This is a genomic window from Methylobacter sp. (assembly GCF_030680395.1).
Taxonomy (GTDB): Bacteria; Pseudomonadota; Gammaproteobacteria; order Methylococcales; family Methylomonadaceae; genus Methylobacter_A.
On record NZ_JAUXVR010000042.1, the window covers coordinates 108,734 to 134,427 of the forward strand.

Here is a 25,694-nt window from a genome sequence, read left to right on the forward strand (position 1 = left end):
GTTTTTTATCCAGTGAATATACTAGCCTCCGTATAATTTGCTTCAGGTATTCATGGACTATCGTCCGCAGAATTGAAACGGGAAGTTGGTGAGTTTGCTTAAGATGCAAACAAAGCCCGCGCTGCCCCCGCAACGGTAAACAAGAAAAAGGTTGGTAAACGCCACTGTGTGACGCATGGGAAGGCGCTAACCTTGAAAGTTCACAGATGACTTTCAACTTGTAAGCCCGGAGACCGGCCTGAAGTGATAATCGAATTTGTGCGCGGAGGGCGCCCAGATGGATTGCTCTCCTTCGCGTCCGTCCTGCACTTTCTCCTGTACAGATTATTTCCGCCGGAAACGTACCGGCTTCGCTGTCTCTTTACCCAGGAGAAAACACATGTCATCAACACCTGTTTTGCTCGATAACGCTCAAACCCAAGCCCGTTCTGAAGTCTTAAAAGATAAAATCCTGCCCGCTATGCTGGCCGGTATGCTTGGATTATCTCTGCTGTATGCCGCCGGTTTCGCCGAAACCGCACAATTGCATAACGCTGCCCATGATGGACGACATTCCGCCAGTTTTCCGTGCCATTAATGTTTAATCTGACGACCTTCAGAGAGCTTGTTGTTGCGGCTCTCTGGACGGGCTTACTGGCGGGTTTGTTATTAACCGCCGTTCAACAAATTCAAGTCATCCCGACCCTGCTCAAGGCCGAAGTGTATGAGGAAGCTGCAGTCGTTCCCAACGCGGAGAATAGCCACGAACACCATGACTGGCAACCTGAAAACGGCTGGGAGCGGACGTTTTTTACTGCAGTCGCTAATATCAGCCTGGGCGTTGGTTTTGCCTTATTGATCGGTTCAGTCATGTGCTTACGAGATCGCCCCGACAATTGGCGCAAGGGACTGTTATGGGGACTGGCAGGCTACCTGACCTTTTTCGTTGCCCCGTCTTTGGGCTTGCCGCCGGAAGTTCCCGGCACCGAAGCTGCCAAACTGGCGGACCGGCAGAGTTGGTGGCTGATAACGGTGCTTGATACCGGTTTCGGTTTATCCCTGCTGGCTTTTGCCCTTACCAGGACCAACAAATTTTTTGGTGTGGTATTACTCGCAGCCCCCCATTTAATCAGTGCGCCGCAGCCGGAAGTTCACAGCAGTGTCGCACCTGCCGAATTAGTGCAATCTTTTATAATCGCCGCTGTTTTTGCCAACGCTGTTTTTTGGCTGGCTATTGGCGGTTTGATGGGGCAGTTTTACAAAAAGGACTTATGAGAACCCACAACAAACACGTACTGATGTGTACAGGCCCGCGTTGCTCTGGTGATAATACGGAAGCGTTTCAACAGCTGGGCCAAAAAATCGATGCCCGCCCCCAGCTCAACGTAAAACGCACCCGCTCAAACTGTTTTGCGGTCTGCAAAAATGGCCCGATCCTGGTCGTTTATCCTGAAGGCGTATGGTATTCCTGTGCCGACGAGTCGGTGCTGGAGCGTATCGTCAGTGAACATCTCGAAAATAACACCGAAGTCAGCGAGCATGTTTTCCACCGCTTGGGTACAGGCGATGTCTAATATAGCATTGCTGACCCATGCGCCCAACGACCTGATGGTGCTGCAAAGCGCACTGGCGCAAATGCAGGAAGGTTTCCCGCAAGTAACCGGCATTAACTTGCAGGCATTGGAAAACGATGCGCAAATGGCCGAGCTGTTGGAACATCAGCTTGCTTCGGCGCGTATCATCGTGCTGCGCGTACTGGGCCGTCTCGGCAGCGTGCCCGGCTTTGCCGATCTGGTGCGTCAAGCCAAAAGCCAGGGACAACACTTAATCGCGATCAGCGGCACCGGAGAGCCTGACCCGGAATTAGCAGCCGCATCCACTGTATCATCCGATGTATTGCATCAGGTGCAGGCTTATTTTCAGGCGGGCGGCAGCGTCAATATGGCGCAGCTGTTACGTTATCTTTCCGATCATTTCTTGCTGACCGGCTTTGGTTTTGAACCCGCAGTCGATTTGCCGGAACACGGTATTTATCACCCCGATTTATCCCAAGATGCCGGCATGGAAGACTGGTTTGCCCTGCAAGCGCCGGAAAAGGCCAGCGTCGGCATCGTGTTTTACCGCGCCCATTGGATGAGCGGCAACACGCGCTTTATCGATGCGCTGGTTGACGCCTTAGAAAAACGCGGCCTGGACGTACTGCCTGTGTTCACTTCGTCATTGCGCGCAGGTCGCAGCGATGATGCCCTGCCCACGGCATTACAATACTTTAGCGGCGAACAAGGTGCGCATATCGACGTGCTGATCAACACCACCGCATTTGCAATGGGCGAAATCACCCCCGGCGGGGCCACACCCGCAGGCTGGTCGGTATCTGTACTGGAGCAGCTCAATGTCCCCGTGCTGCAAGCCATCACCAGCGGCATGATGCAACAGCAGTGGGAACAATCGGCGCGCGGCCTCAACCCGCTGGATGCGGCAATGAATGTGGTATTGCCGGAATTCGACGGTCGCATCATCACCGTACCGCTCTCGTTTAAAGCAAAAGCCTCCGGCCTGTCGAATGAACTGGTCGAATACGAACCCGTGCAGGATCGGGTCGCGCGCATTGCCCAAATCGCCTCGCGCTTTGCGCGGCTTAAACGCCTGGGCAATGCCGACAAGCGTATCGCTTTTGTGTTCACCAACTCCAACAGCAAGGCGTCGCAAATCGGCAACGCGGTCGGCCTGGATGCACCAGCGTCACTGATCCGGATACTTCAAGCCATGCAGACTGCCGGTTATAACATTGGCAAGCTGCCGGAAAGCGGCACGGCACTGATCCACGAACTGATCGACCGTTGCGCTTACGACAATACTTACCTTACTACCGAACAGCTAAGCCATGCCGTGGGCCGAGTATCTGCGACTCAATATGCAATGTGGTTTGACGACCTGCCCGTTGAGATGCAACAGAAAATGACTGCACAATGGGGAGCGGCACCGGGCGAGGCTTATGTGCATGACGGCCATCTCGCATTGGCAGGCATCGAGCTTGGCAATAGTTTCGTGGCATTACAGCCGCCGCGCGGTTACGGCATGGACCCTGACGCTATTTACCACCAGCCCGACTTACCTCCCACTCATCATTACTACGCGCTGTATCGCTGGTTGCGCGACGAATGGAAAGCCGATGCAATAGTGCATGTCGGCAAGCACGGCACGCTCGAATGGTTGCCGGGCAAAGGCGTGGGCTTGTCGGAAAACTGTTTCCCCGATGCGCTGTTGGCCGATATGCCGTTGTTTTACCCGTTCATTATCAATGACCCCGGCGAAGGCGCACAGGCCAAGCGCCGCGCTCATGCCGTTGTCGTCGATCACCTGACGCCGCCGATGACCACCGCCGACACTTACGGCGCATTGGCTCAGCTAACCCAATTGGTCGATGAATATTATCAGGTGGAAGTGCTTGATCCGGCCAAACTGCCGTTGTTACAGCAGCAAATCTGGGACTTGGTAAAAGAAACCAATCTGGATACCGATTTGCAAGCCCGGCTGTTGCATCATGATCACGATGACGACCATCATGGGCATCATCACGAACATGAGCATCACAATCATAGTCATGGTCATGACCATGAACACGATGGTGAACACCAACATAACGACCACGAGCATGACGGACACGACCATTGTCACCATGAACATCACGATCATAACCATGTCGATGAGCATGACGAGCACCACCATGCCGACCATCATCACCACAATCACGACGATGATCATGACCATGACGACGAAGACGGCTTACCCGAACTCCTAACCAAAATGGCCGGCGCCGATGTCGCGCATTTGATCGAAGACCTGGACGGCTACCTGTGCGAACTGGGCGCGGCGCAAATTCGCGACGGCTTGCATATACTCGGACAAGCACCCGAAAACGAACAACTAACAGACATGCTGGTCTCGCTGACCCGCTTGCCTAATCAGGACATTCCCGGACTGCCGATAGAAATTGCTAAGTTGTTCGGCCTGAGAATGGACTCGCTGCTGGAGCATCAGGGCCGCCGATTGGATCAAGCAATTCCCGAACTTGAAAAATTGGCAGGACGACCTTTACCTACTCACGCCGATGTTTTGGAAACTATCGAAGCGTTATGCAAGCAATTATTCAATGAATTGCAGGCACACGCTTGCTCAGAATCAGCCATAGACTTAGCCATTAGTGAAACCTTTGGTAACAGCACTGCCGATTGCAACGGTATAACACGCATACTGAACTTTGCCTGCCGCGAATTAGCGCCCAACCTCGCCCGTGCCACCGACGAAATCGACAACCTGCTGCGCGGCCTCTCCGGCGGCTATGTACCCGCAGGCCCCAGCGGTTCGCCGACACGCGGAATGGCGAGTATCCTGCCAACCGGACGCAATTTTTACTCGGTCGATCCGCGTAGCGTACCCTCCCAATCAGCCTGGCGCGTCGGCCAGCAACTTGCTCATGAAGTGCTGTCGCGCTACGTCCGCGAAACCGGCGATTATCCCGAAAGCGTCGCCATCAGCATTTGGGGCACCAGTGCGATGCGCACCCACGGCGATGACGTGGCGCAGATTTTAGCCCTGCTCGGTGTGCGCCCGGTATGGCAAGCCGAAAACCGCCGCGTGACCGGCGTCGAAGTCATCCCGCTGGACGAATTAAAACGCCCACGCATCGATGTCACGACCCGCATCAGCGGTTTTTTCCGCGACGCCTTTCCGCAACTGATCGATTTGATTGACGATGCGGTTAATGCCGTCATTGCGCTGGACGAACCGCTGTCGCAGAACTTTGTCCGCAAGCATTATCTTGCCGAACTGGGCGAATGGATAGGCCAAGGCCTGACCGAAGATGAAGCCTCACAGCGCGCAGCCTTGCGCATCTTCGGCGCCAAACCCGGCAGTTACGGCGCGGGCATCTTGCCGCTGATTCAGGAAAAAAACTGGCAGGCCGATGCCGATTTTGCCGAAGCTTATGTTAACTGGGGCGGCTATGCCTATGGCCGCAGCCAACAGGGCAATGATCAGCGCGATGCGTTCCGCACTAGGCTGTCCGGCGTCCAGGTGGCATTGCACAATCAGGATAACCGCGAACACGATATTTTCGACAGCGACGATTATCTGCAATTTCACGGCGGCATGATCGCCACGATCAGAGCCTTGACCGGCCAGCAGCCGCGCAAGTATTTCGGCGACAGCCACGATCCGTCACGGGCGCAAGTGCGGGACTTGAAAGAAGAGACCTTGCGGGTGTTCCGCTCCCGCGTGGTCAATCCCAAATGGCTGGACAGCATTCGCCGTCATGGCTACAAAGGCGGACTGGAACTGACCGCGACCGTCGATTATTTGTTCGGCTACGACGCCACCGCCCAGGTGATGGACGACTGGATGTACGAGCAAGTCGCCGAAACTTATGCGATGGACCCGGAAATGCAACGCTTTTTGGAGGAAGCCAATCCGTGGGCGCAAAACGCCATTGCCGAACGCCTGCTGGAAGCCGCCAGCCGCGGCATGTGGGCCGAGCCCCAGCAACAGACGCTGGACGCATTACAGGCTTTATACCTGCATAGCGAAACCTTGCTGGAGGCGCGCGGCGAGACACCGCGCGGGGCATGATGCCTATAGAAATATTTCTTTCTCCACGAAAAGCACAAAAATATTCATATAGCGAAGTAGGCCGGAATAAGGCCATCCAAGCGCGTAGCGCGAGGTGGCGTTTCCGGCGGATTCAGATGCTTGCCGGAAACGCCAATTCTCGCTATCGCTCGAATCAGCTTATTCCGGCCTACTTTGCCAACAATGCAGACTTGGGAACGAGCGTAAAATGAATCAAGCCACTTTCCCATTTTCCGCCATCGTCGAACAAACCCAGCTCAAGACTGCGTTGCTGCTGTGTGCCGTCGATCCGTCGCTCGGCGGCGTACTGATACGCGGCGACAAAGGCACAGCAAAAAGCACGGCGGCGCGGGCACTGACCGACATTCTGCCGCTGATCGAGCGGGTTGATGGGTGCGCGTTTAATTGCGCTCCCGGCGTGCCCTATCAGCACTGCGAAACCTGCAACACCGAACACGCATCGGCACAAGCGGACAGCGTGCCTTTCATCACCCTGCCGCTGGGTGCGACCGAAGACCGCGTCATCGGTACCCTGGATTTGGAGCAGGCGCTTAAAGGCGGCCAGCGCGTTTTCAAGCCCGGCTTACTGGCTGCGGCGCACCGGGGCATACTCTATATCGACGAAGTCAACCTGCTCCCGGACCATCTGGTCGATGTGCTGCTGGATGCGGCGGCGATGGGCGTTAATGCGGTGCAACGCGAAGGCCTCTCGGTCACCCACCCTGCCCGCTTCACGCTGATCGGCACGATGAATCTGGAAGAAGGCGATTTGCGTCCGCAATTGCTGGATCGCTTCGGCTTGATGGTTGAAGTGACCGCCCCGCGCGACAAAACCCTGCGCTCCGAAGTCGTGCGCCGCCGCATCGCCTTCGAGGCCAATCCCACGGCTTACGCCGCCAACTGGATGCAGGAACAACAGGAATTGCGGCACAGGCTGACAACGGCGCAGCAGTTGCTGCCGGAAGTATTGCTGGATGATGCGCTGCTCGACCTGATCAGCCATTTATGCTGCGAATTCGAAGTAGCCAGTCTTCGCGCCGACATCGTCATGCACAAAGCGGCGCGAGCATTGGCGGCGCTCGAAGGCCGGTCGCAAGTAATGCCGCAAGATGTGCGCGGTGCGGCGGAACTGGTGCTGCCGCACCGACGCAGGCGCAAGCCGTTCGAACAACCGGGGCTGGATCAAGACCAGCTCGACGACCTGATGCAACAGGCATTGCAGCCGCCTGATGAAAGCGAATCGGGCGCTGATGACGACCAGGAAAATGATCAGGATAACGGCGAGTCGCAAGACCAACAACAGGTATTCGCTGCCGCATCGGCCGGTAATGTCCGCAAAATAGAAGTCGATACGCTTGCCAATCGCTACGTTTCCGGCAAGCGCAGCAACGCACAAGATGCGCCGCGCGGCCGTGTCGTGCGAGTTGTCCCGGACCAGAACCCAAGCAGCCTCGCCGTCGGTGCGACATTGCGTAGCGCGGCGCTTCGAAGCTCTGAAGATTTTCAGGTGACAAAAAGCGATTTACATCAACAAGTCCGCTCAGGCAAAAACGCCAACCTGATCTTGTTTGTCGTCGATGCTTCCGGCTCCATGGCCGCCCAGCGGCGCATGGAGGCCGTCAAAGGCGCGGTGTTATCGCTGCTGACCGATGCCTACCAGCAGCGTGATCAAGTCGCGGTGATCAGCTTTCGCGGCGAGTCTGCGCAATTATTGCTGCCGCCCACCCGCAGCGTCGACCTTGCCGAACAGAACCTGCGAGAGCTGCCTACCGGCGGCCGCACGCCCTTGCCTCATGCATTGTCTGTCGCACTGGAAACGCTGGAAAAAACCGATATGCCGCCGTTGCTGGTGTTGCTTAGCGACGGCAAGGCCAATGTTGCGCTGGCCGATGGCAACGATCCCTGGCAGGAATCACTGAGGTTTGCCGGATTGCTCGCCGAGCGCGGCGTACCCGCCCTAGTGCTCGATACCGAAACCGGCTATTTACGCTTGGGCAGAGCCCGCCAACTGGCGCAAGCTTTAGCTGCCGAGTGCCTGACGCTGGAAGAATTATCGGCGGAAAACCTGGCGCTTACGGTGCGTGGATGTATTAAAAATGGTTAAAAACTTCCGTCGTAGGGCGTGCCATGCGCGCCTTATGGGTGAAGCCAAGGCGCGCATGGCACGCCCTACTTATGCGGAGCAAAATTTAATTACCTCGTTCCCACGCGCTACGTGGGAATGCATTGCTGGACGCGCTACGTCCCGTGTATGATCTGCCTCGTTTTTTGGCGTTACAGGTAACTCGCGGCGCAGCGCGTGGGAACGAGAAATACGCAGTTGTCTAACAAATTCATGAAGTACATACAACCAATTAGGTTTTTAGAAAACATGCCATGTCGTATATATCAAATTAGATGATTATGATTCAAACACAGAAATTGACTACGCAGCAAATTGGAAAACTCGGAGAGTTACTTGTCCAGTACCGCTTGCTATCTTTCGGCATTGAATCTGCTCATCTCACTACTGACAGCGGAATTGATCTTATAGCATACGCACCCAGCTGCGAGCCCGTTACCATACAAGTGAAAGCTAACCTCAAACCTAAACCTGGCGGAGGCAAAGGTAAAGCCGCACTGGACTGGTGGGTTCCCGAAAATTCACCTGCTAAGTTATTTGCCTTCGTAGATGTGTCAGAGAACCGTGTTTGGTTATTTAATCGCTCTCAATTGGAGGTATCAGCGCAACAACTATCAAATGGTCGCTTTCACCTTTACATGTACACCGACCAGACGGTTAAACGCAGGAAAAATACCGGTGTTGCTCTATTAAATGAGTTTGATGAGTTCATTCTTGAAAATTGTATTGATTCATTGCTCCAATCAAATTGCATCCAACAGAGCGCTGAAGCTGGACACGGTCTACTAAATCCAGAAATTATTGAGGAGATTATATGATTATCTGCATAGGCGCAGGCCCCGGCGACGTGGCTTACCTGACCCAGCGCGGCGCGGCGTTGATCCGCAATGCCGACGTGGTAGCCGGATTCGATGCCGTTATTAACGTCGTCCAAAGCCTGATTCCCGCTACCGCGCAAACCGTGCTGATGAATTATCGCGACCAGACCGAGCAGTTGGCGAAAGTCGCGGCTGAACACCACGCAGGCAAAAACTGCGTCGTGGTGTTCATGGGCGACATCCATTTCAGCGGCTTTCAGTACCTGGAACGGGTCGAGCGCGCTTGCGGCCATCCGGTCGAAACCGTGCCGGGCATTTCTTCGGCGCAGATACTTGCGTCCCGCGCCAAGGTCTGTTTCGACGAAACGACATTTGTTACTTTCCACCGTCGCGGCGACCTCACCCCGTTTAAGCAACATCTGGTGCATGTGCTGCAAGACCAGCGCAATGCGATTGTGATTCCCTGCCCATGGGACGCCGCGCGTTCCTTCATGCCTCGCCATATCGCAGCTTACCTGTTGGAGCAAGGCATATCGCCCGACCACCCGACCGAGGTCTGGGAGAATTTGACAAGGTCCGAAGCGGAGTGGCACGGTACGCTCGCCGACTGTGCGACACAGGAATTCAGCGACATGAGCATCATGCTAATCCGTACCCGCAGCCCAATGTCCAGCCAGATTGAACCCGCAATGGAGCCGTTACCGAATGCAGGCTGAAACAAACCAACAATTCGGCATCGTTATCGCAGGTCACGGCAGCCGCGATGCCGACGGCATCCGGGAATTCGAGCAGCTGGTTGAACTGGTCAGGGAGCGCGCGCCGCAGCATGTGGTCAGTCACGGCTACCTGGAGTTTGCCAGTCCGACTATCGATCAGGCGATCGCAACCCAATTGAACGCCGATACCAAGCAAATCGTCATGGTGCCCGGCATCTTACTGGCGGCAACTCATGCCAAAAATGACCTGCCCAGCGAACTGCTGACCTCGGCTCGCGAACATCCCGACGTCGATTTTCATTTCGGTGCGCCGCTGGGTTTGCACCCGCTGCTGCTGCAAGTGGTTCAGCAGCGCATCGTCGAAGCCGAAGCGACATCATCCAATACGGTACGCCGCGTCGATACCTGTCTGGTGGTGGTCGGTCGCGGCACCACCGATCCCGACGCCAATGGCGAAGTCGCCAAGTTCGCGCGGATGATCGAAGAAGGCATGGGCTTTGGCGCATCTTACGTGTGTTATTCGGGCACAGCCAAACCGCTGGTCGCAGACGGCCTGCGCGCTGCCGCTAAACTGGGTTATGCACGGCTGATCGTTGTGCCGTTTTTCCTGTTCGACGGTATATTGGTCAAGCGTATTTATGAGGCCGCCGATGTGTTGCAGGAACGTGAGCCTGAGCTGGAAGTGCTTAAGTCAGGTTACCTCGGTGTGCATCCTAATGTCGCCGATGTACTGATCGTCAGGGCGCAAGAAGCCATCGAAGGTCGTGCGGAAATGAACTGCTCGCTATGCAAATACCGGGTGCAAATCGTCGGCTTTGAACAACAGGTCGGCGAACCGCAACGCCCCCATCACCTTCAGGTGCGAGGATTATTTGAAAAAGCCGCTGTAAATGAAGCTGTAACAGAATTTGCCCCTTACGTGCCGCATCCGATAGAAGCCGAAAGTTTCCGCATCATCGCCGCCGGGCGCGACTGGTCGGTCTTCCCCGAGGCGCATCTGACCGTGCTGCAACGGCTGGTGCATACCAGCGGCGATTTTAATGCGGTCGATGACATTTACTTTTCGCCGGGCGCGGTCGAAACCGGCATCCGTGCCTTGTTGCGTTGCAAACGTGTAGTAACCGACGTGACTATGGTGCAGACCGGCCTAAAACGCGCGCTGCTCGAACAGCTCGGCATCGAAACCTGGTGCGGGGTGCATGACCGCGAAACCGCGCTGATGGCGCAAACACAGGGCATCACCCGTTCCGCCGCCGGAATACGGCGCGCTTTTGAAAAATTCGGTAACGATATCGTGCTGTCGATAGGCGATGCGCCGACTGCCATTATGGAAGTGGTGCGTTTGATTCGCGAACACGGCTGGCGGCCGCAACTGGTGATCGGCCTGCCGGTCGGCTTTGTCGGCACTTGCGAGTCGAAAGCGGAATTAAAACGCTGCCTGCAAGTACCGCGCATCACCAACAGCGGTACGCGCGGCGGTTCGCCGTGGGCGGCGACTGTCGTCAACGGCTTGATGATCGACGCGGTGAATCAACTCTGCTCATTAGCTACTAATAAAATCGATTAAGCGCGAAATGCTAGTAAACAGGCTGTTAAAGCTTTTTATTCACCACGAAGACACGAAGTTATATTTCTTCGTGTCTTCGTGGTGATAGTTTTTTAAGTTTTTAAATGACAGGACAGGTTACTCGCGTTGCATGAGTCAGACTGAACTTAGAGAATTCGACCTCAATGTCCTCGCCCCGAACGGCTTACGGCGCGGACGCACTACCGGCAGCTGCGCCACGGCGGCGGTTAAAACCGCGCTCTATCTGCTGCTGCACGGCGAGCGTCTCACACAGGTACAAATAACATTGGCTGACGATACGCATTACCTGACCGTACCGATTCAGGACTGCCGTTGGCTGGACGAGCACACAGCACGAGCCGAAGTGCTCAAGGACGGTGGCGACGACCCGGATAACACGCACGGAGCCACCATCTTTGCCGAAGTGCGAAGAAACGATAAAGGGGAAATACGCTTTTTCGCCGGTAGCGGCGTCGGCACTGCGACTCAACCCGGCTTACGCGTAGCGGTAGGTGAGCCTGCAATTAACCCAACGCCGCGCAAGATGATGCGGCAGGCGGTCGTCGAAGTGTTCGATAATAAAGACCAAGGCTTCGACCTGATCATAGGCTGTATCAATGGCGAAGCGATTGCCAAAAAGACCTTCAACCCGAGACTCGGCATAATCGGGGGCATATCGATACTCGGCACTTCGGGTATAGTCGAACCCTTATCGCTGGCTTCCTGGATTGCCTCGATTGAGGTTTATGTGCGCGTCGCTTTGGGGAGCGACGATATAAACAGCATCGCTTTGCTGCCGGGGAAAATCGGTCGCACTTATGCCAAAGAGGCGCTGGGGGTGCCCGAACAGCGCTCGGTGCAGATCGCCAATTTTCTTGGCGACGCGTTAGATTTTTTACAGCAGGCATTGGCTGAACAACAACGCCATCTGGATGTATTGTGGCTGTTGGGGCATCCGGGCAAACTTGCTAAAGTGCTGGATGGCGTATGGGATACACACTCCAGCAAGAGCGATATGGCTATGAGCGTCGTCGCCCGGGTGGCGGCAGAACGAGGATTTGACAGCCGTCTGGTACAAGAACTGGAACAGGCAAACACAGTGGAAGCCGCAATGGAAAGATTAAAGAACGAAACCGGCGCACAGGCGTTGTGGATAGATATAGAACAGCGCATCGCCACACTGGTTCAGGCCAGAGTCCCTGCCGTTAAAAAGGTTGAAGTACGGCTATTTAATTTACAAGGCGTGAGCTTAGGAAAAGTATGAGGAGAACTGCATATTCTCGTTCCCACGCGCTGCGTGGGAATGCCATGCTGGACGCGCTGCGTCCCGTGCTGCATTGTCTACGTTTTCCAAGATTACGCCTGACTCGCGGCGCAACGCGCCTTAACTGCATTCCCACGCAGCGCGTGGGAACGAGATAGCACTTGAGAGGAGCAGTATGAGTTTGTTAGGTACATTCTGGGGCATAGGCGTAGGGCCGGGGCCTGCGGGTTACATTCCTCTGGCGGCGGTTGAGGCATTGCAGCAGGCCGACATTATCTATGCGCCTCGTGCGCGCACCTCGGAAACGTCGGTGGCCTTGCAATGTTTAACGGGCATACACATCGCTCCTGAACGGATAAGGGAAATCGAATTCAACATGGATCCTGATCGTTCCGTGCTGAGCGAGCATTACGCCCAATTGGCAGAAACCATCGCCGTCGACTTGCGCTCAGGCCTGAATGTGGCATATCTGACCATAGGCGACAGCCTCACCTACTCCACTTACGGCTATATATTGGCAGCCTTGCGCGAGTATTTGCCGGGTTTGCCGCAGCGTACTTTCCCCGGCATCACCAGCTATGCGGCTGCGGCGTCTGCTATGGGCTGGCCGCTGGGTGTCGGCAAGGAGCGCACCCTGATTCTGCCCTGCCCGGAAGATACAGCAGCACTGCGGCAGGACATCGAAAGCCATGACATCGTGGTATTGATGAAGATCGGCGCGCGCTTGCCCTGGGTGCTGGCACTGCTGTGTGACATGGGCATCGCCGAACACTGCGCTTTTGCCCGTCGCATCGGCTTGGCTGAAGAAATGCTGGCTGATGATGTCAGCGATTTATGCGCTACAGAGGCGATGGGCTATCTCGCCACTTTACTCATACGCAAAACACCCAGAGAGAGAAGACACTCACGTCAGGCTATCCTGCCTGACGCCCTCCGGGTTAATGCAAATTTACTCCAGGAAAATTTGTCATGAAGGTATATTTTATCGGCGCAGGCCCCGGCGCTTCCGATTTGATCACATTGCGCGGCGCGAATATTCTCGGCCGGGTCAGCATGGTGCTGTACGCAGGTTCGCTGGTGCCTACCGACATGTTGCAGCATTGCCGTGCTGAAGCCGAGCTAATCGACACCGCCAAGCTCGACCTTGAACAACAGGAAGCCTGTTACCGCCGTGCTCAGGAAACCGATTGCGACGTGGCACGTTTGCATTCCGGCGACCCTGCGATTTACGGCGCAACCGCCGAGCAAATGCGCAGGCTTGATGCGCTGGGTATCGAATACGATATTGTGCCGGGCGTGTCCTCGTTCACCTCGGCCGCGGCATCCATTAAGGCCGAGCTGACCAAGCCGGAAGTATCGCAAACTGTCATCCTGACCCGTGTTTCCGGCCGTGCCTCCGCAGTGCCGGAACTGGAATCGATTGCGCGACTGGCCGAACACCAAGCGACGATGTGCATCTTCCTGTCCGGGCCGCATCTGAAAAAAATAGTCGCCGACCTGCGATTGCATTACCCGGACGACACGCCGGTGGCGCTGGTATATAAAGCAACCTGGCCGGAAGAGCGCTCTTACCAAGGCACCTTGGGCGTCATCCTTAAAGAAACCAAAAAAAGCGAGTGGAATCTAACCACGATGTTATTGGTAGGCAAAGCTTTAGGGCGTGGCGAGCAAACCGAATCCAGTCTGTATTCCAAGGATTTCACGCATATCTTCCGCGTCGTGAAAAAGAAAAAATCGGCATCAACTTAAAAACATTTCACCACGAAGACACGAAAAAAAAAGTCGAACCTTCGTGTTCTTCGTGTCTTCGTGGTGAATTAATCTTTTATTGAATATATGAATTTTCCGCTTAAATTGCTATGTATGATAAAGACCGCAGCATGACTGATTGCGGAATCTGGCTGGTGCGGCCGGAAAGCGAAGCCTTGGCTTTAGCTCTGCAAGAACAACTTGGCGGCGTACTTTATCGGCCATGGCTCGATACCGCCACAACCCAGAAACAACAGTTTGCCGCCGCCTACCGGCAGCACACTCAGTGGATCATGATAGCAGCCAGCGGCATCGCCGTGCGCTTTCTCGAGGGTTTAGCGCAGGATAAACATAGCGATCCGGCTATCGTAGTGCTGGACGAGGCGGGACGATTCGCAGTGTCGCTGCTGGCCGGTCATGAAGGCGGCGCCAACCGTTTGGCTTATCGCGTTGCCAATGCCATCGGCGCGGTACCGGTCATCACTACGGCAACCGAAGCCTTGAAGCCTTTGATTGTCGGCATCGGTTGCCGCAAAGGCGTCACTGCGGAACAAATCGCTACCGCTGTAAAGCAGGCGTTGGACGGGCGACAGTTAAACGAAGTGCGCGAAATAGCCACGATAGACTTGAAGGCAAATGAGCCGGGCTTAGTGGAATTTTGCGAACTGCACGATTTGCCGCTGCGCATATTGGCAAGTGCAACAGTAGCGGCTCGGCCCTGGGTAACCAAAGCCTCGGATTGGGTTCAGCAAAATGTAGGATTGCCGGGCGTATGCGAGCCTTGTGCGTTAATCGCCGGTTCGCGTGGTAAATTGATTGTACCGAAAATAGCTTTAGATGGCGTAGCCGTGGCCATCGTTGAAGATACTTTGATGTGATGGTAGAGACGCGATTTATCGCGTCTCAGAGGCGCTAGATAATCCAGACGCGATAAATCGCGTCTCTACCTTGGGAACCAGCGCAACAACATGAAAAATTCACCACGAATACGCGAAAAAATAAAACTTCGTGTCCTTCGTGCCTTCGTGGTGATAGCTTTTAAATAGACAGAGCAATAATCAGTGGATAAAAGAATGAAAGGTGTATTGAATTTGGTTTCGGTCGGGCCGGGATTTAGCGATTTGATCGTCCCGCGCGCCGAAGCGGCATTGCGGGATAGCGATGTGATCGTGGCTTATGATCTGTATTTGCGCTGGATAGCGCCGTGGATAGAGAATAAGGAAATCCACACGCCGCCGCTGACTCAGGAACGCGAGCGAGCCTTGTTGGCAATCGAAAAAGCCCGTAGCGGTGCTAAAGTCGCGCTGATTTCCAGCGGCGACATCGGCATTTATGCGATGGCGGCTCTGGCTTTCGATGAGATGCGTGAAGATGATGATTATGAAGTCAATGTGATACCCGGCATTACTTCCGCCAATGCTTGCGCCTCGTTATTGGGCTCGCCGTTGTCGCACGATTTTGCCACGCTGAGCCTGTCCGACCTTTTATGCCCCTGGGACTGGATTGAGCAGCGCGGGCGGCATATCGCCCAGGCCGACCTCGCCTGTGTGTTGTACAACGTGCAAAGCGCCGGTCGTCAGGAAGGCGTCTATCGCATCCTCAACATCATGCTGGAATCCAAATCGCCGAAAACATTGTGCGGCGTCATACATAACGCCTATCGGCCCGGCCAGAAAGTCAGCATTCATCATCTGGAAGACTTGCTGTCCTTGCAGTTCGACATGCTGACCACCATCGTGATCGGCAACCGTTTTACCCAGCGCAAGCGCGGCTTTATTTTTACGCCGCGCGGTTACAATAACTGGGATGCACCCGCCGAACAGCCGATTAAAAATGACTTGCCCAAACACGCTCTATGGGTTTTTTCCGGCACCAGCGACGGCAATGTGCTGGCTAACGAACTGGCGCAGCAAGGCTATCCGGTCGTGGTATCGGCCGCGACGGAATACGGCGGCGAAGTTGCCGCCCGGCATTTCTCGGCAACTGCTCCATGCGTTGCTCTACCTCCTGCATCCTCGCAGTCGTCCGGCGTATCGGTTTGGGCCGGTCATCAAGGCGTTGAGGCACAAAGACAGGCGCTGACTCAAAATCAGGCGCGAGCCATTGTCGATGCAACGCATCCTTATGCCAACCTGATTTCGGAACAATTGATGAGTTTGTCGAAAAGCTTGAATATTCCTTATCTGCGTTTTGAACGGCCCAGCTCTTTTGAAAAAGATAGCGGTATTGAATGCGAGTCCGCAGAACAAGCGGCCAAGCAGGCCATTGCACTTGGCCGGCGTATTTTCCTGACTACCGGCTCCAAAGATTTGGCGGCTTTTCTTCGACCGCCAGGGAACCGATGCGACCAGATGCCCGGAGCTAACGAACGCGAATGGTTTGTACGGATAACGCCCGAGCCTGAATTCATCCAAAGGGCTATCGATCTGGGTGTGCCGCGCAGCCGTATTTGCGCGATGCAAGGACCGTTCTCCGAAGCTTTCAACACAGCCTTGTGGCGGGATTTAAAAATCGACTGCGTGATCACCAAGGATTCCGGCGATGCAGGCGGCTATAACGCCAAAGTCGCGGCAACACAGGCGCTGAACATCCCACTTCTGGTGATCAAGCGTCCGACACTTGAATATCCGTTTATCACCTCAAGTTTCGATGCGGTATTGCAGCAATTACAGGCGTGGAATATCAAGGCATGATTCCAGTCACCATCGTTACCGGTTTTCTCGGTTCCGGTAAAACCACCTTGTTGGGCAGCTTGATCAAAAGTCGGCAAAGCCGCCGTCTTGCCTTATTGATCAATGAGTTCGGTGAAGTTTCCATCGACGGGGCGCTGATTAATAGTAGCGTTGGCGATGATGAACATGTGCGGATTCATGATTTTCCTTACGGCCTGATTGCCTACGGCGATGACGAACACTTTATCCCGACCCTGCAGGCTATCGCCGAGCGCCGGGCCAATGTCGATCATGTATTGATAGAAACCTCAGGGCTGGCGTTGCCTACAGCGGTCATGGCGTTATTGCAATCACCTGAACTGGCCGGGGATTTTGTCCTCGATGCCACGCTGGCCGTAGTGGATACGCCTTTGCTGCTGTCCGACCAGTTTGACCGGAGCTTGAGTATTGACAGTCCGCAGGCCGCCGTTGCCGATTCAGTCGCAACCCTGTTTGAGCAGCAACTCGAATATGCCGATGTCGTGGTATTGAACAAAATCGATACGCTGGATGAGGACGCCTTGCTGCTCGCGGAACAGCGCGTCCGTGACCGTGCACCGAATGTGCGTTTCCTCGAACTCGCTTACAATGCCCAGCTTGACATCCGGCTTGCCCTGGGTCTGCGCCTGCACCAACCCACCTTTACCGCGCACAATCACCGGTTTACGCCATTGCCCGGCTCCGATACGCCGACCTTGGACAGCCATGCAAGACTGAACGGTCACGTCCATTCCGGTTTGGCGGGCCACTGTCACGGACTGGCAACCCACAAACATTTTCATGAACAGGACCCGGGCTGGCTATCGTTTGTGTTACGAAGCCCGGAGCCGCAGCAGGCGGAAACAATCAAACAGGCGTTAATCGAGATAGCCAAAACAGAACCGTTGTTGCGCAGCAAAGGCTTTATCAAGACTGCCCCGGATCAATCCGTTCTAGTGCAGGGCGTGCGCACCCGCGTGGCGATAACCACCGATGCAATCAAACAATCCGCAAAGGAATCGGAACTGGTTTTTATCGGTTATCACCTGAACCGTAACACGGTGGCGGCACTGTTATTTCGTATGACTGCAACCAATTGGAAATAAAACTTAAAGTCGGCAACCGGTATACAAGGAAAACTTAAATGGATAACAATTCTCTTGCCAATGAATATTCTAAGATATTAAAAAGCTTGGATATTATGCATCTTGACAGGAAACATCCAGAAGGGAAAAGACCCGCTAACCTGTCTGGACTTTTTTGACGAGCGTATTTGATGAATAGCGTCATGCAAAAAACAAAATTATGATTATTGGAAGCGATACAAAAGGCTGGAGTATTCTGAAACCACCTGCCCCAAGCCAAAGAATCCGCAAAAGCACGAAAATACCTCATTAAATTATTACCCTCTAAGCCATGACATCTTTCAGTTCACGCCCACAATCCTGCCCTGCTCTATTCATCACAGCGCCCGGCTCCAATCACGGCAAGACCACCATCACCGCCGCGCTGGCCCGTTATCATGTCGAGCAAGGCCGTAAAGTCCGAGTGTTCAAATCCGGCCCCGACTTTCTCGATCCGATGATACTCGAACGCGCCTGCGGCCTGCCGGTGTACCAGCTCGATATTTGGATGATGGGAGAAGCCGAATGTCGGCGATTGTTATACGAAGCCGCGCTGGAAGCGGATTTGATTTTGATTGAAGGCGTGATGGGCTTGTTTGATGGTGAACCTTGCAGCGCAGATCTCGCCGAACTATTCTCGGTGCCGGTGCTGGCCGTGATTGACGCAACGGGGGCCGCACAAACGGTGGGAGCCATTGCATTCGGACTTGCCAACTATCGGCCTGGGCTGACCTTCGCCGGTGTTTTAGCCAATAACGTCGCCAGCCCCCGGCATAACGAAATGGTCAGGCAAGGCATGCCGCCTGATCTATGCTACTTCGGCGGAATATCCCGCGATAGCCGGTTTGTATTGCCGGAACGGCATCTGGGTCTGGTCCAGGCTGAAGAAGTGCTTGATCTCGAATCGCGTATGTTAGCCGCAGCAACAGCAATTGCCGCAACCGGGCTGGCAAGCTTGCCCGAGGCTGTGGAATTTACAGCGCCCGAACAGGAAACGCCGCTTCAGCTTTTGTCGGGCATCCGTATCGGTATTGCCAGCGACACTGCATTTTCATTTATCTACGCAGCCAATCTGGATTTTTTACAAGAAATGGGCGCGACGCTAACGTTCTTTTCACCGCTCGCGGATGCTGAACTGCCTGATGTTGACAGCCTTTATCTGCCGGGCGGTTATCCCGAACTGCATTTGCAAATGCTACAGGATAATCAGGCTATGAAATCGGCATTGCAAACGCATTTTCGCTTGGGCAAACCCATTTACGCCGAATGCGGGGGACTGTTGTATTTGCTGGAAACGATCGTCGATAAAGCCGGTTTGAACGGTGAAATGGTTGGCCTGTTGCCGGGTCGCGCTGTCATGCAAAACCGGCTGAAAGGTTTGGGCTATCAATCCGCACCGATGCCCGGCGGCGTATTACGCAGTCATACATTCCACCATTCCCTGATAGAAACGCCGCTTATCCCTGTTGCCTTTGGAGTGCGCGTGCATGACACTTCAGAAGGGGAAGCTATTTATCAGCTAAACCGGTTAACGGCCAGCTATCTGCACTGTTATTTCGCTTCAAATCCCACTGCCGCCGCGCAATTGTTTTTGCCTTAAATGGAACCGCTTGGATTAGGGTGTAAAAAGACATACCTAATCCAACCTGCAAATTTTTCCAATATTAAAACTCTTCCCAACCACCACTGTCTGCTGACTCCGGATCAAGTTTAACTAAATGCCCCACTGAGGCATGAGTGCTTTTACTTGTTTTCGTAAGCGGTTCTATAGAAAAAGAACGGTCCACATCATCATTCATTTTAAAGTGCGCTACCGTGAAAGTAATCGGCGCCGCGCCCGATCCCATTTTTGCGATGAAAAAAATGGAACCGAATGGCCGGACGTTATCGTATTGGACATTGAAATGCCGCGCATGGACGGCTATTGTTCCGCTCCAGCGCCCAATCTGCGGGGGCTAATTATCCTGACCGGCATGGGCGATGACGGCGCTCACGGCATGAAAGAAATGCACGAGGCAGGAGCCCTGACCATAGCGCAAGATGAAGCCGGCTGCGTGGTTTATGGCATGCCCAAGGAAGCCGTCAAGCTGGGCGCCGTCGATGGCATTTTGCCTTTGTCAGCCATTCCGCAACTGATTATGCAAGCACCTACCCGGGCGCTTTTTAAAAAGCCTCGAACTTGAGCAATATTACGCTGCATCATATTCATCATTCACTTCATCATGCTGGATATGATGTTTTTCATCGACGGCCTTGATGCCCAGGTTACAAAAAAATCCCACCAGCAGTAGTCCGGCCATAATCTGCATGGTCATGTTGTAGGCATCGGCTTTGGGTACGCCTTGGGCGATCTGGCTTTCCCTGAGATAATTAACCAGCACCGGTCCCGCAACCCCTGCCGTGGCCCAGGCAGTCAATAACCGGCCATGAATGGCGCCGACGTATTTTGTGCCGAAAATATCGGCCAGATAGGCCGGTATGGTTGAGAAACCGCCGCCGTACATACTCATAATAATGGCGTAACAGCCCATGAACAGCATGACGTTATTCATGTGTCCGGTATAAGGCACAATCGAATACAGCACGCAACCCAACATGAAAAAGGTGAAGTAAGTGCTTTTTCTACCCAGATAATCGGACAGCGTGGACCAGAAAAAGCGTCCGCCCATATTAAAAAAACTCAACATACCCACAAACGCGGCGGCTTTCTCGGGCGTGATTTGATCCTTAAACATCTCCTGACTCATTGCCGAAGCCTGACCCAACACACCGATTCCGGCCGTCACATTCAGGCATAACACCAGCCACAACAGGTAAAACTGCGGCGTTTTAAGCACCTGTTCCACATGCACATGCTTGTCCGTAATCAACTTATTTTTGCGCGTGTCCGGCTGAAAATTAACAGGCAACCAGCCCTCTTCCGGCAAACGGATACTGAACGCACCGATCATCATAAAGACCAGGTAAATACAGCCCATGACCACGAAAGTCTCGGTAACGCCGACATCGGTTGGCGACGAAAAATGCTTCATTAAAAACACGCCTAACGGCGCGCCTATCATTGCGCCGCCGCCAAAACCCATGATCGCAAGGCCGGTCGCCATACCGCGCCGGTCGGGAAACCATTTAATCAGCGTCGAAACCGGCGACACATAGCCTAAGCCCAAGCCGATACCGCCCAAAACGCCGTAGCCCAAATACAATAGCCAGATTGCATGCAGTTCAACGCCAAGCGCCGCAATAAAAAAGCCGCAGCTGAAGCAAAGTGCCGAACAAAACATGGTAACGCGCGGCCCGACTTTTTCCAGCCATTTTCCGGCAAATGCAGCCGACAGCCCTAAAAACACGATAGCCAGACTGAATATCCACCCCAAGGTGGTCAGCTTCCAGTCTTCCGGCAACGACTGGGTCACGCCAAGCACCTTGGTCAACGGCAGATTAAAAACGCTGAATGCGTAAACCTGACCGATGCAAAGATGCACCGCCAGCGCAGCCGGAGCCACCAGCCATCGGTTAAAACCGGGTTTGGCGATAATTCTGTCTTTCGATAAAAAGGACGAGTCTAACCATGTCGACATAACACTTTGTTCCTGTTGTTTTTATTATAATTAAATAGATATTATCGCAAAATAATCGCGATCAATTGAATGCTCAAACCTCAAACCTCAAACCGATTAATCCCCCGAAATACATAAGCCGGATTTATACCGAAGTTCTCGCGAAAGCTGTGACTGAAATGGGTCGCATCTGAAAACCCGGCATCCAGCGCGGCAATGGTCAGATTATCAGTGGCGCTTAAACTGTCCAACGCTAAAAACAGCCGTTTCCATGTCCTGAAGCGCCGGTAAGGGACATCGGTATGCTGTTTAAACAAATGCAAAAATCGGGACGGCGAAAGATCGGCCCTATCGGCCAGATATTGTTGCGAAAAATTGTAGTCCGGCTCATCGCAGATCAAATCGATAGCGGTCTGTACGCGCGGGTCCAGCACTAGATTCAAGTCTCCGTCACAGCACAACAAATCGTCCAGGCAGTTTTCGATCACGGCTTTATCAGGGTCCAACTCATAGATCCAGCGCAATTGCCCGATCAGCTCATCATCCTGAAATAATGACAAAAACTGTTCCTGACAAGCAAACCGGCGCTTGAAATATAAAAAATCGGAACTATCCCGTTCAATAAACAACTTGCCGTGTATACCGCCTTCAAAATCAAGCTCATGCCGGATACCGGCGGGGACAATCGCACAGCGGCAGCTTTGCCATGCGCCGTTAGCGATTTTCATCCTGAAAGGCCGGTAAATACCCACATGCAATGCCACTGTCGCATAGGCGTGGGCATCCAAATGCACCGACGGGCCGAAATAAAGCGACCGGCCTCGCCAGATAAACAAGCGCATATAAGCAGGATAAAGTTTCAGCATAGCCAGTTTATACAAGATTTAATGGGGATGACCTGATTATAATCGGTCCAGCTGCTTTTTATGAACTTTACCAACAAGGGGAACATCATGAATATTATTGAATTCAAGTCGCGCTTTATAGAATTACTGGGCAATGTTGCAAAGGGCATTATTTACGAACATCGTTTTTTTGAGCTTCCATCCGAGCAAAAGCCCTGGCTGGATACCGGCTTTGATGTTGAAGTCGGCGATAACTTGTCGTCGTTTGCCGCCGGACAAACCCGGTTTAAAGACCTGCCGATCACTCTGGAACCCAATTTCCAGCTGTGGTTTCGTATCGGTCGGGACGGAGAGATATTCCGAAGCACCCGTGACAGCCATAGCTTTACCGTAGAACAATCGGGACGGCTTTATCTGGCCAGCTATTTTCCGGGGGAATGGTCCAGCAAAACCGGCGAACTGGCAACTCCTGACGAAGTGTACGACATGGTCACCGGCAACCTGGCCGTGCTGCTTATTCGCTGGCAGATCGATACGTTGGATGGCCTAAAAAGCCTTGCCGGGAATGGCGACGCGGATAACCTGATCGCAATGGAAATCGACCGGCTGGTTTCACCGGTTATTACGCCGGAAGGCTGGGATTATTTGTGGTTTACCGGGCCTGCGGAAATTTATCAGTCCTGTGCGGTTCCGTCCAAAGAATCGGCAATCTGCTGCCATACCCACAATGACGTCGGCCTGTTGATAAAACCGATTGCCCTGCCCTTTAAACCGGATACCCGCTTGCGCTGGTCGTGGAAAATGGATGCCTTACCCTCATCTGTGCGGGAAGACACCCTGCCCACCCACGACTATTTAAGCATCGCGGTCGAGTTCGATAACGGCCAGGACATTACTTATTACTGGAGCGCCGAACTGCCGCCCGAAACATCCTATCGTTGCCCGATACCGACCTGGACTCACCGCGAAACCCATGTCGTGATCCGTTCAGGCCAGCAAGGTTTGGGCGAGTGGTTTAATGAAGATCGTGACGTTTATCAGGACTATATCAATGCGATAGGAGGAGCAATGCCGGGCAACATCGTTAAAGTCTGGTTGATTGCGGTCAGTCTGTTTCAGCATGAAGAAGGCGTGTGTCAATATGCGGACATCAGCTTTCTGAGCGATGGCCGCGTGGTGCCTGTGCAATGATTTCACACTCACCGCACTTCAAAGTCAGACATCTTTATTCCCTCTCCTGCTGGAGAGGGAGATTAGGATAATAAAAACAACTACTTATACTCTATTCATTCCAACCTTCTCGGCAACTGCTAAGTTACATGGATGTAATGAATGCAGAAAATGCAGGAGCATTTTTCTGCCCTACGTTGCTCTGCTTACCTACATTCATGTAGGCATCCATAGATACTTATGCCTCAAAGGAGAAGGGCCGGTACTTGTGTAAATACCTATAGCGCTGAGGCGAGTTCGTACAGCGATTTATTGGAATCGAAAAACGAAACCAGCGACCAATGGCTATTTTGCCGATATTTTCGATATATTTGAATCAGGAGCTACCGCTACCGCCGAAGTCTTAACCCTTCGGCCTCAATACGAGTATCTTGCCCAACGATTGGAGGCCTACCAGTTCCTCAAGCGCCAATCCGGATTGATCGAAAAGACTTTGCCACTCATGAAGTATTCTTTCCCTGCCTCGGGTAGCCATGAACATCTGCATATCAAAGGCCGCACTGGAAAAATCGGCCTTCAATTCCGGAACAACCAACTCCATTACTGCAATGCGGGCACCGGTACCCGTACTTGCGGCGACGAGATTACGCAGCACTTTGATGCAGTTCTCGTCATCCATGCCATGCAGAACGGCGCTCAACAAGTAGATGTCCTTGTCGTTTTTGGCAGCGGGAACCGATTCGAGCAAGTCCCCCTCTTGGAAGGTTAATCGGGACAAAAGAGTTGGCGATGCTTTGCCGACCCAATAGCTTGCCGCTGTTTGAATAACCTGATTCCGGTCGAACACCAAAGCCGTAAGATGCGGATACCGCTTTAGTATGGCTAATGATTTACTTCCGCTCGAGCCACCCACATCGATGATTCGATCAAATTGTCCCCAATCGAAATCAGTGGCAAAACTATCGCCCGTCAGTGCCTCCACACTGTCCATCGCACGAGCAAACAGCGAATCGAATTCGGCATGCTCGTCCATGTAGGCATAAAGCTCCCGGCCATGAGAAATCTGGAATGGCACTTCCCCACTGCACAACCCTTGTTCCAGTTGTTCATACCAAGGCCTGCTCATCTCTACCGAGTTGTGCATCAAGAGCATTGCTCTGACATTCTTCGGGCTGTCTTCTCGCAAGTACGTGGAAAGCGCATTGTTCTTGAAGACTCGCGGCGACACTTCTTCAAATATACCCATGGCCGCCAGCATGCGCAGCAGACGGTAGACCGCGTCCGGTTGCGCCGAGACTCGTTCCGCAATGACGTCAACTGCGAGATGTTCATCACTCAGAACGGACGCAATGTCCAGACGTACGGCAACATGAAGCGCACGCGATTGCCAAAACGCTGATCCAATCTGGATGAGCCGAAAAGGTGGCGGCGTGACCTTGTTGGGAATATTCTGTAACCAAGCGGCAAATTTCATCAGCTTTGCAAAGCGGCGAACCGAACCTGAATTTTTTTGTAATGACATCGCAATTTTCCTACTATTCCGCCCTTGTCGGCGTCAAGCCTGTGGAAAACAGGTAGCCATTGAACGCGGCCAATTTTTCCAGAAAAACAGCATCCATGGTTCGCCCCATCTGTTCTTCAAATATATCCTTCAACAGGATCGGCATCATTGCCAGGCTGACAAAGGCCATCCTGACAATATCAGTGTCTAATGCCGGAGCGATTTGCCCGGCAGACTTCATATCCTCCACTTTCTTGGCCCCGCGCGTGCGCCCTCGCTCCAATAGCTGTTGAATAAAGCGCCGACCCGGTCCTTGATTAAGTGCCAGAACTTTCAAGATTAGCTTCGGAAATTCAGGTCGCTTGGACATGGTTTCGTAATACAGACTGAAGAAGTCTTTAAACCCATCAACAGAGTCCAACATTTTTCCGTCTAACACGCTAAGTAGCGGGTTCAACGTGTCGCGGATCATCTCCTCGTATAAGCCCTCTTTATTGCCAAAGTAGTAACGGATCATCGAGATATTGGCATCAGCCTTTTCTGCGATCAGCCGAGTCGTAACCTTGTGATAGTCGTCGGACAAAAAGCTGTCGAGAGCCGCTTTAAGCAGGCGTTCGCGTACGGGATCAGCGGTAAACTTGAGGGTGCTATACATCACATTCTCCAATATCAGATAGTGAATTTAGATTAGCAGTTGCAACTCGACGTCACCAGAAGTTTCGTTAATCAACTTTGGCGGTTTGATTGGTTGGGAAATTTGCTGCTTAGGGATGTTAATTCTGAACCGGATAGATGCATCGCGTCGGTTGGGTACCAGCAGTAGCGTAGATACTCTCTTAAACCACAAGCCCAATTTTGCAAGACATCATAAAATTTTATGATTTTGCTTCAACAGGAAACGTGTAAAAACGAGTCCCGTCAAATTCTGTTTTAGCTTTCAGCATGCCATGGATGGCGTGTAAAA

Annotated in this window: 21 protein-coding genes and 1 riboswitch; of the genes, 17 read left to right on the top strand and 4 right to left on the bottom strand. The window is 53.3% G+C overall.

The window, feature by feature from the left end:
- The first annotated feature begins 27 nt into the window (after positions 1-27).
- A riboswitch (cobalamin riboswitch) is annotated at positions 28-257 on the top strand.
- 122 nt (positions 258-379) lie between these two features.
- From Q8L79_RS17475 to Q8L79_RS17550, 16 genes are all read left to right on the top strand, one after another.
- Complete coding sequence (locus Q8L79_RS17475) at positions 380-577, top strand: CbtB domain-containing protein (protein ID WP_305273842.1); 198 nt, start codon at positions 380-382, stop codon at positions 575-577.
- Positions 577-1,254, top strand: coding sequence for a CbtA family protein (locus Q8L79_RS17480; RefSeq protein WP_305273844.1), 678 nt, complete (start codon positions 577-579; stop codon positions 1,252-1,254). Before Q8L79_RS17475 ends, Q8L79_RS17480 begins: the two co-directional genes overlap by 1 nt.
- Positions 1,251-1,553: a ferredoxin gene (locus tag Q8L79_RS17485; protein WP_305273846.1), complete on the top strand. Its 303-nt coding sequence runs from the start codon at positions 1,251-1,253 to the stop codon at positions 1,551-1,553. Before Q8L79_RS17480 ends, Q8L79_RS17485 begins: the two co-directional genes overlap by 4 nt.
- Entirely contained in the window at positions 1,546-5,607 is a 4,062-nt protein-coding gene (locus Q8L79_RS17490) for a cobaltochelatase subunit CobN (protein ID WP_305273848.1), read from the top strand. Before Q8L79_RS17485 ends, Q8L79_RS17490 begins: the two co-directional genes overlap by 8 nt.
- Before the next feature lie 208 nt (positions 5,608-5,815).
- On the top strand, positions 5,816-7,711 hold the full coding sequence (locus Q8L79_RS17495) for a putative cobaltochelatase (RefSeq protein ID WP_305273850.1): 1,896 nt from the start codon (positions 5,816-5,818) through the stop codon (positions 7,709-7,711).
- 299 nt (positions 7,712-8,010) lie between these two features.
- Entirely contained in the window at positions 8,011-8,547 is a 537-nt protein-coding gene (locus Q8L79_RS17500; RefSeq protein ID WP_305273852.1) for a hypothetical protein, read from the top strand.
- Entirely contained in the window at positions 8,544-9,263 is a 720-nt protein-coding gene (locus tag Q8L79_RS17505) for a cobalt-precorrin-7 (C(5))-methyltransferase (protein WP_305273854.1), read from the top strand. Before Q8L79_RS17500 ends, Q8L79_RS17505 begins: the two co-directional genes overlap by 4 nt.
- Positions 9,253-10,830 carry a precorrin-8X methylmutase gene (locus Q8L79_RS17510; RefSeq protein ID WP_305273856.1) on the top strand — a complete coding sequence of 526 codons (1,578 nt, stop codon included), beginning with the start codon at positions 9,253-9,255 and terminating at the stop codon, positions 10,828-10,830. Before Q8L79_RS17505 ends, Q8L79_RS17510 begins: the two co-directional genes overlap by 11 nt.
- A 130-nt stretch (positions 10,831-10,960) precedes the next feature.
- Positions 10,961-12,094: a cobalt-precorrin-5B (C(1))-methyltransferase CbiD gene (cbiD, locus tag Q8L79_RS17515; protein ID WP_305273858.1), complete on the top strand. Its 1,134-nt coding sequence runs from the start codon at positions 10,961-10,963 to the stop codon at positions 12,092-12,094.
- 175 nt (positions 12,095-12,269) lie between these two features.
- Entirely contained in the window at positions 12,270-13,067 is a 798-nt protein-coding gene (gene cobI, locus Q8L79_RS17520; RefSeq protein ID WP_305273860.1) for a precorrin-2 C(20)-methyltransferase, read from the top strand.
- Positions 13,064-13,843, top strand: coding sequence for a precorrin-4 C(11)-methyltransferase (gene cobM, locus Q8L79_RS17525; protein WP_305273861.1), 780 nt, complete (start codon positions 13,064-13,066; stop codon positions 13,841-13,843). The genes cobI and cobM overlap by 4 nt, the downstream gene beginning before the upstream one ends.
- Positions 13,844-13,974: 131 nt before the next feature.
- On the top strand, positions 13,975-14,721 hold the full coding sequence (locus Q8L79_RS17530; protein ID WP_305273862.1) for a cobalamin biosynthesis protein: 747 nt from the start codon (positions 13,975-13,977) through the stop codon (positions 14,719-14,721).
- Between the two features lie 195 nt (positions 14,722-14,916).
- Complete coding sequence (gene cobJ, locus Q8L79_RS17535; protein ID WP_305273864.1) at positions 14,917-16,536, top strand: precorrin-3B C(17)-methyltransferase; 1,620 nt, start codon at positions 14,917-14,919, stop codon at positions 16,534-16,536.
- On the top strand, positions 16,533-17,639 hold the full coding sequence (locus Q8L79_RS17540; protein WP_305273866.1) for a GTP-binding protein: 1,107 nt from the start codon (positions 16,533-16,535) through the stop codon (positions 17,637-17,639). The genes cobJ and Q8L79_RS17540 overlap by 4 nt, the downstream gene beginning before the upstream one ends.
- Before the next feature lie 310 nt (positions 17,640-17,949).
- On the top strand, positions 17,950-19,257 hold the full coding sequence (locus Q8L79_RS17545; RefSeq protein WP_305273868.1) for a cobyrinate a,c-diamide synthase: 1,308 nt from the start codon (positions 17,950-17,952) through the stop codon (positions 19,255-19,257).
- 133 nt (positions 19,258-19,390) lie between these two features.
- Positions 19,391-19,840 carry a chemotaxis protein CheB gene (locus Q8L79_RS17550; RefSeq protein WP_305273871.1) on the top strand — a complete coding sequence of 150 codons (450 nt, stop codon included), beginning with the start codon at positions 19,391-19,393 and terminating at the stop codon, positions 19,838-19,840.
- 6 nt (positions 19,841-19,846) lie between these two features.
- Here Q8L79_RS17550 and Q8L79_RS17555 read toward each other — a convergent pair whose 3' ends face one another.
- Entirely contained in the window at positions 19,847-21,235 is a 1,389-nt protein-coding gene (locus tag Q8L79_RS17555; protein WP_305273873.1) for an OFA family MFS transporter, read from the bottom strand.
- Positions 21,236-21,315: 80 nt separating this feature from the next.
- Positions 21,316-22,080, bottom strand: a complete 765-nt coding sequence (locus Q8L79_RS17560) for a helix-turn-helix domain-containing protein (RefSeq protein WP_305273874.1) — start codon at positions 22,078-22,080, stop codon at positions 21,316-21,318.
- 87 nt (positions 22,081-22,167) lie between these two features.
- Here Q8L79_RS17560 and Q8L79_RS17565 point away from each other — a divergent pair, with 87 nt between their 5' ends.
- Positions 22,168-23,250 carry a DUF3047 domain-containing protein gene (locus Q8L79_RS17565; protein ID WP_305273875.1) on the top strand — a complete coding sequence of 361 codons (1,083 nt, stop codon included), beginning with the start codon at positions 22,168-22,170 and terminating at the stop codon, positions 23,248-23,250.
- 382 nt (positions 23,251-23,632) lie between these two features.
- On the opposite strand, the gene Q8L79_RS17570 is transcribed toward Q8L79_RS17565, so the two are convergent.
- Together Q8L79_RS17570 and Q8L79_RS17575 are read right to left on the bottom strand one after the other, a co-directional pair.
- A complete protein-coding gene (locus tag Q8L79_RS17570; RefSeq protein WP_305273876.1) occupies positions 23,633-24,751 on the bottom strand; it encodes a methyltransferase in 1,119 nt (372 codons plus the stop codon).
- Between the two features lie 13 nt (positions 24,752-24,764).
- Positions 24,765-25,385: a TetR/AcrR family transcriptional regulator gene (locus Q8L79_RS17575; RefSeq protein WP_305273878.1), complete on the bottom strand. Its 621-nt coding sequence runs from the start codon at positions 25,383-25,385 to the stop codon at positions 24,765-24,767.
- Positions 25,386-25,694: the final 309 nt, after the last annotated feature.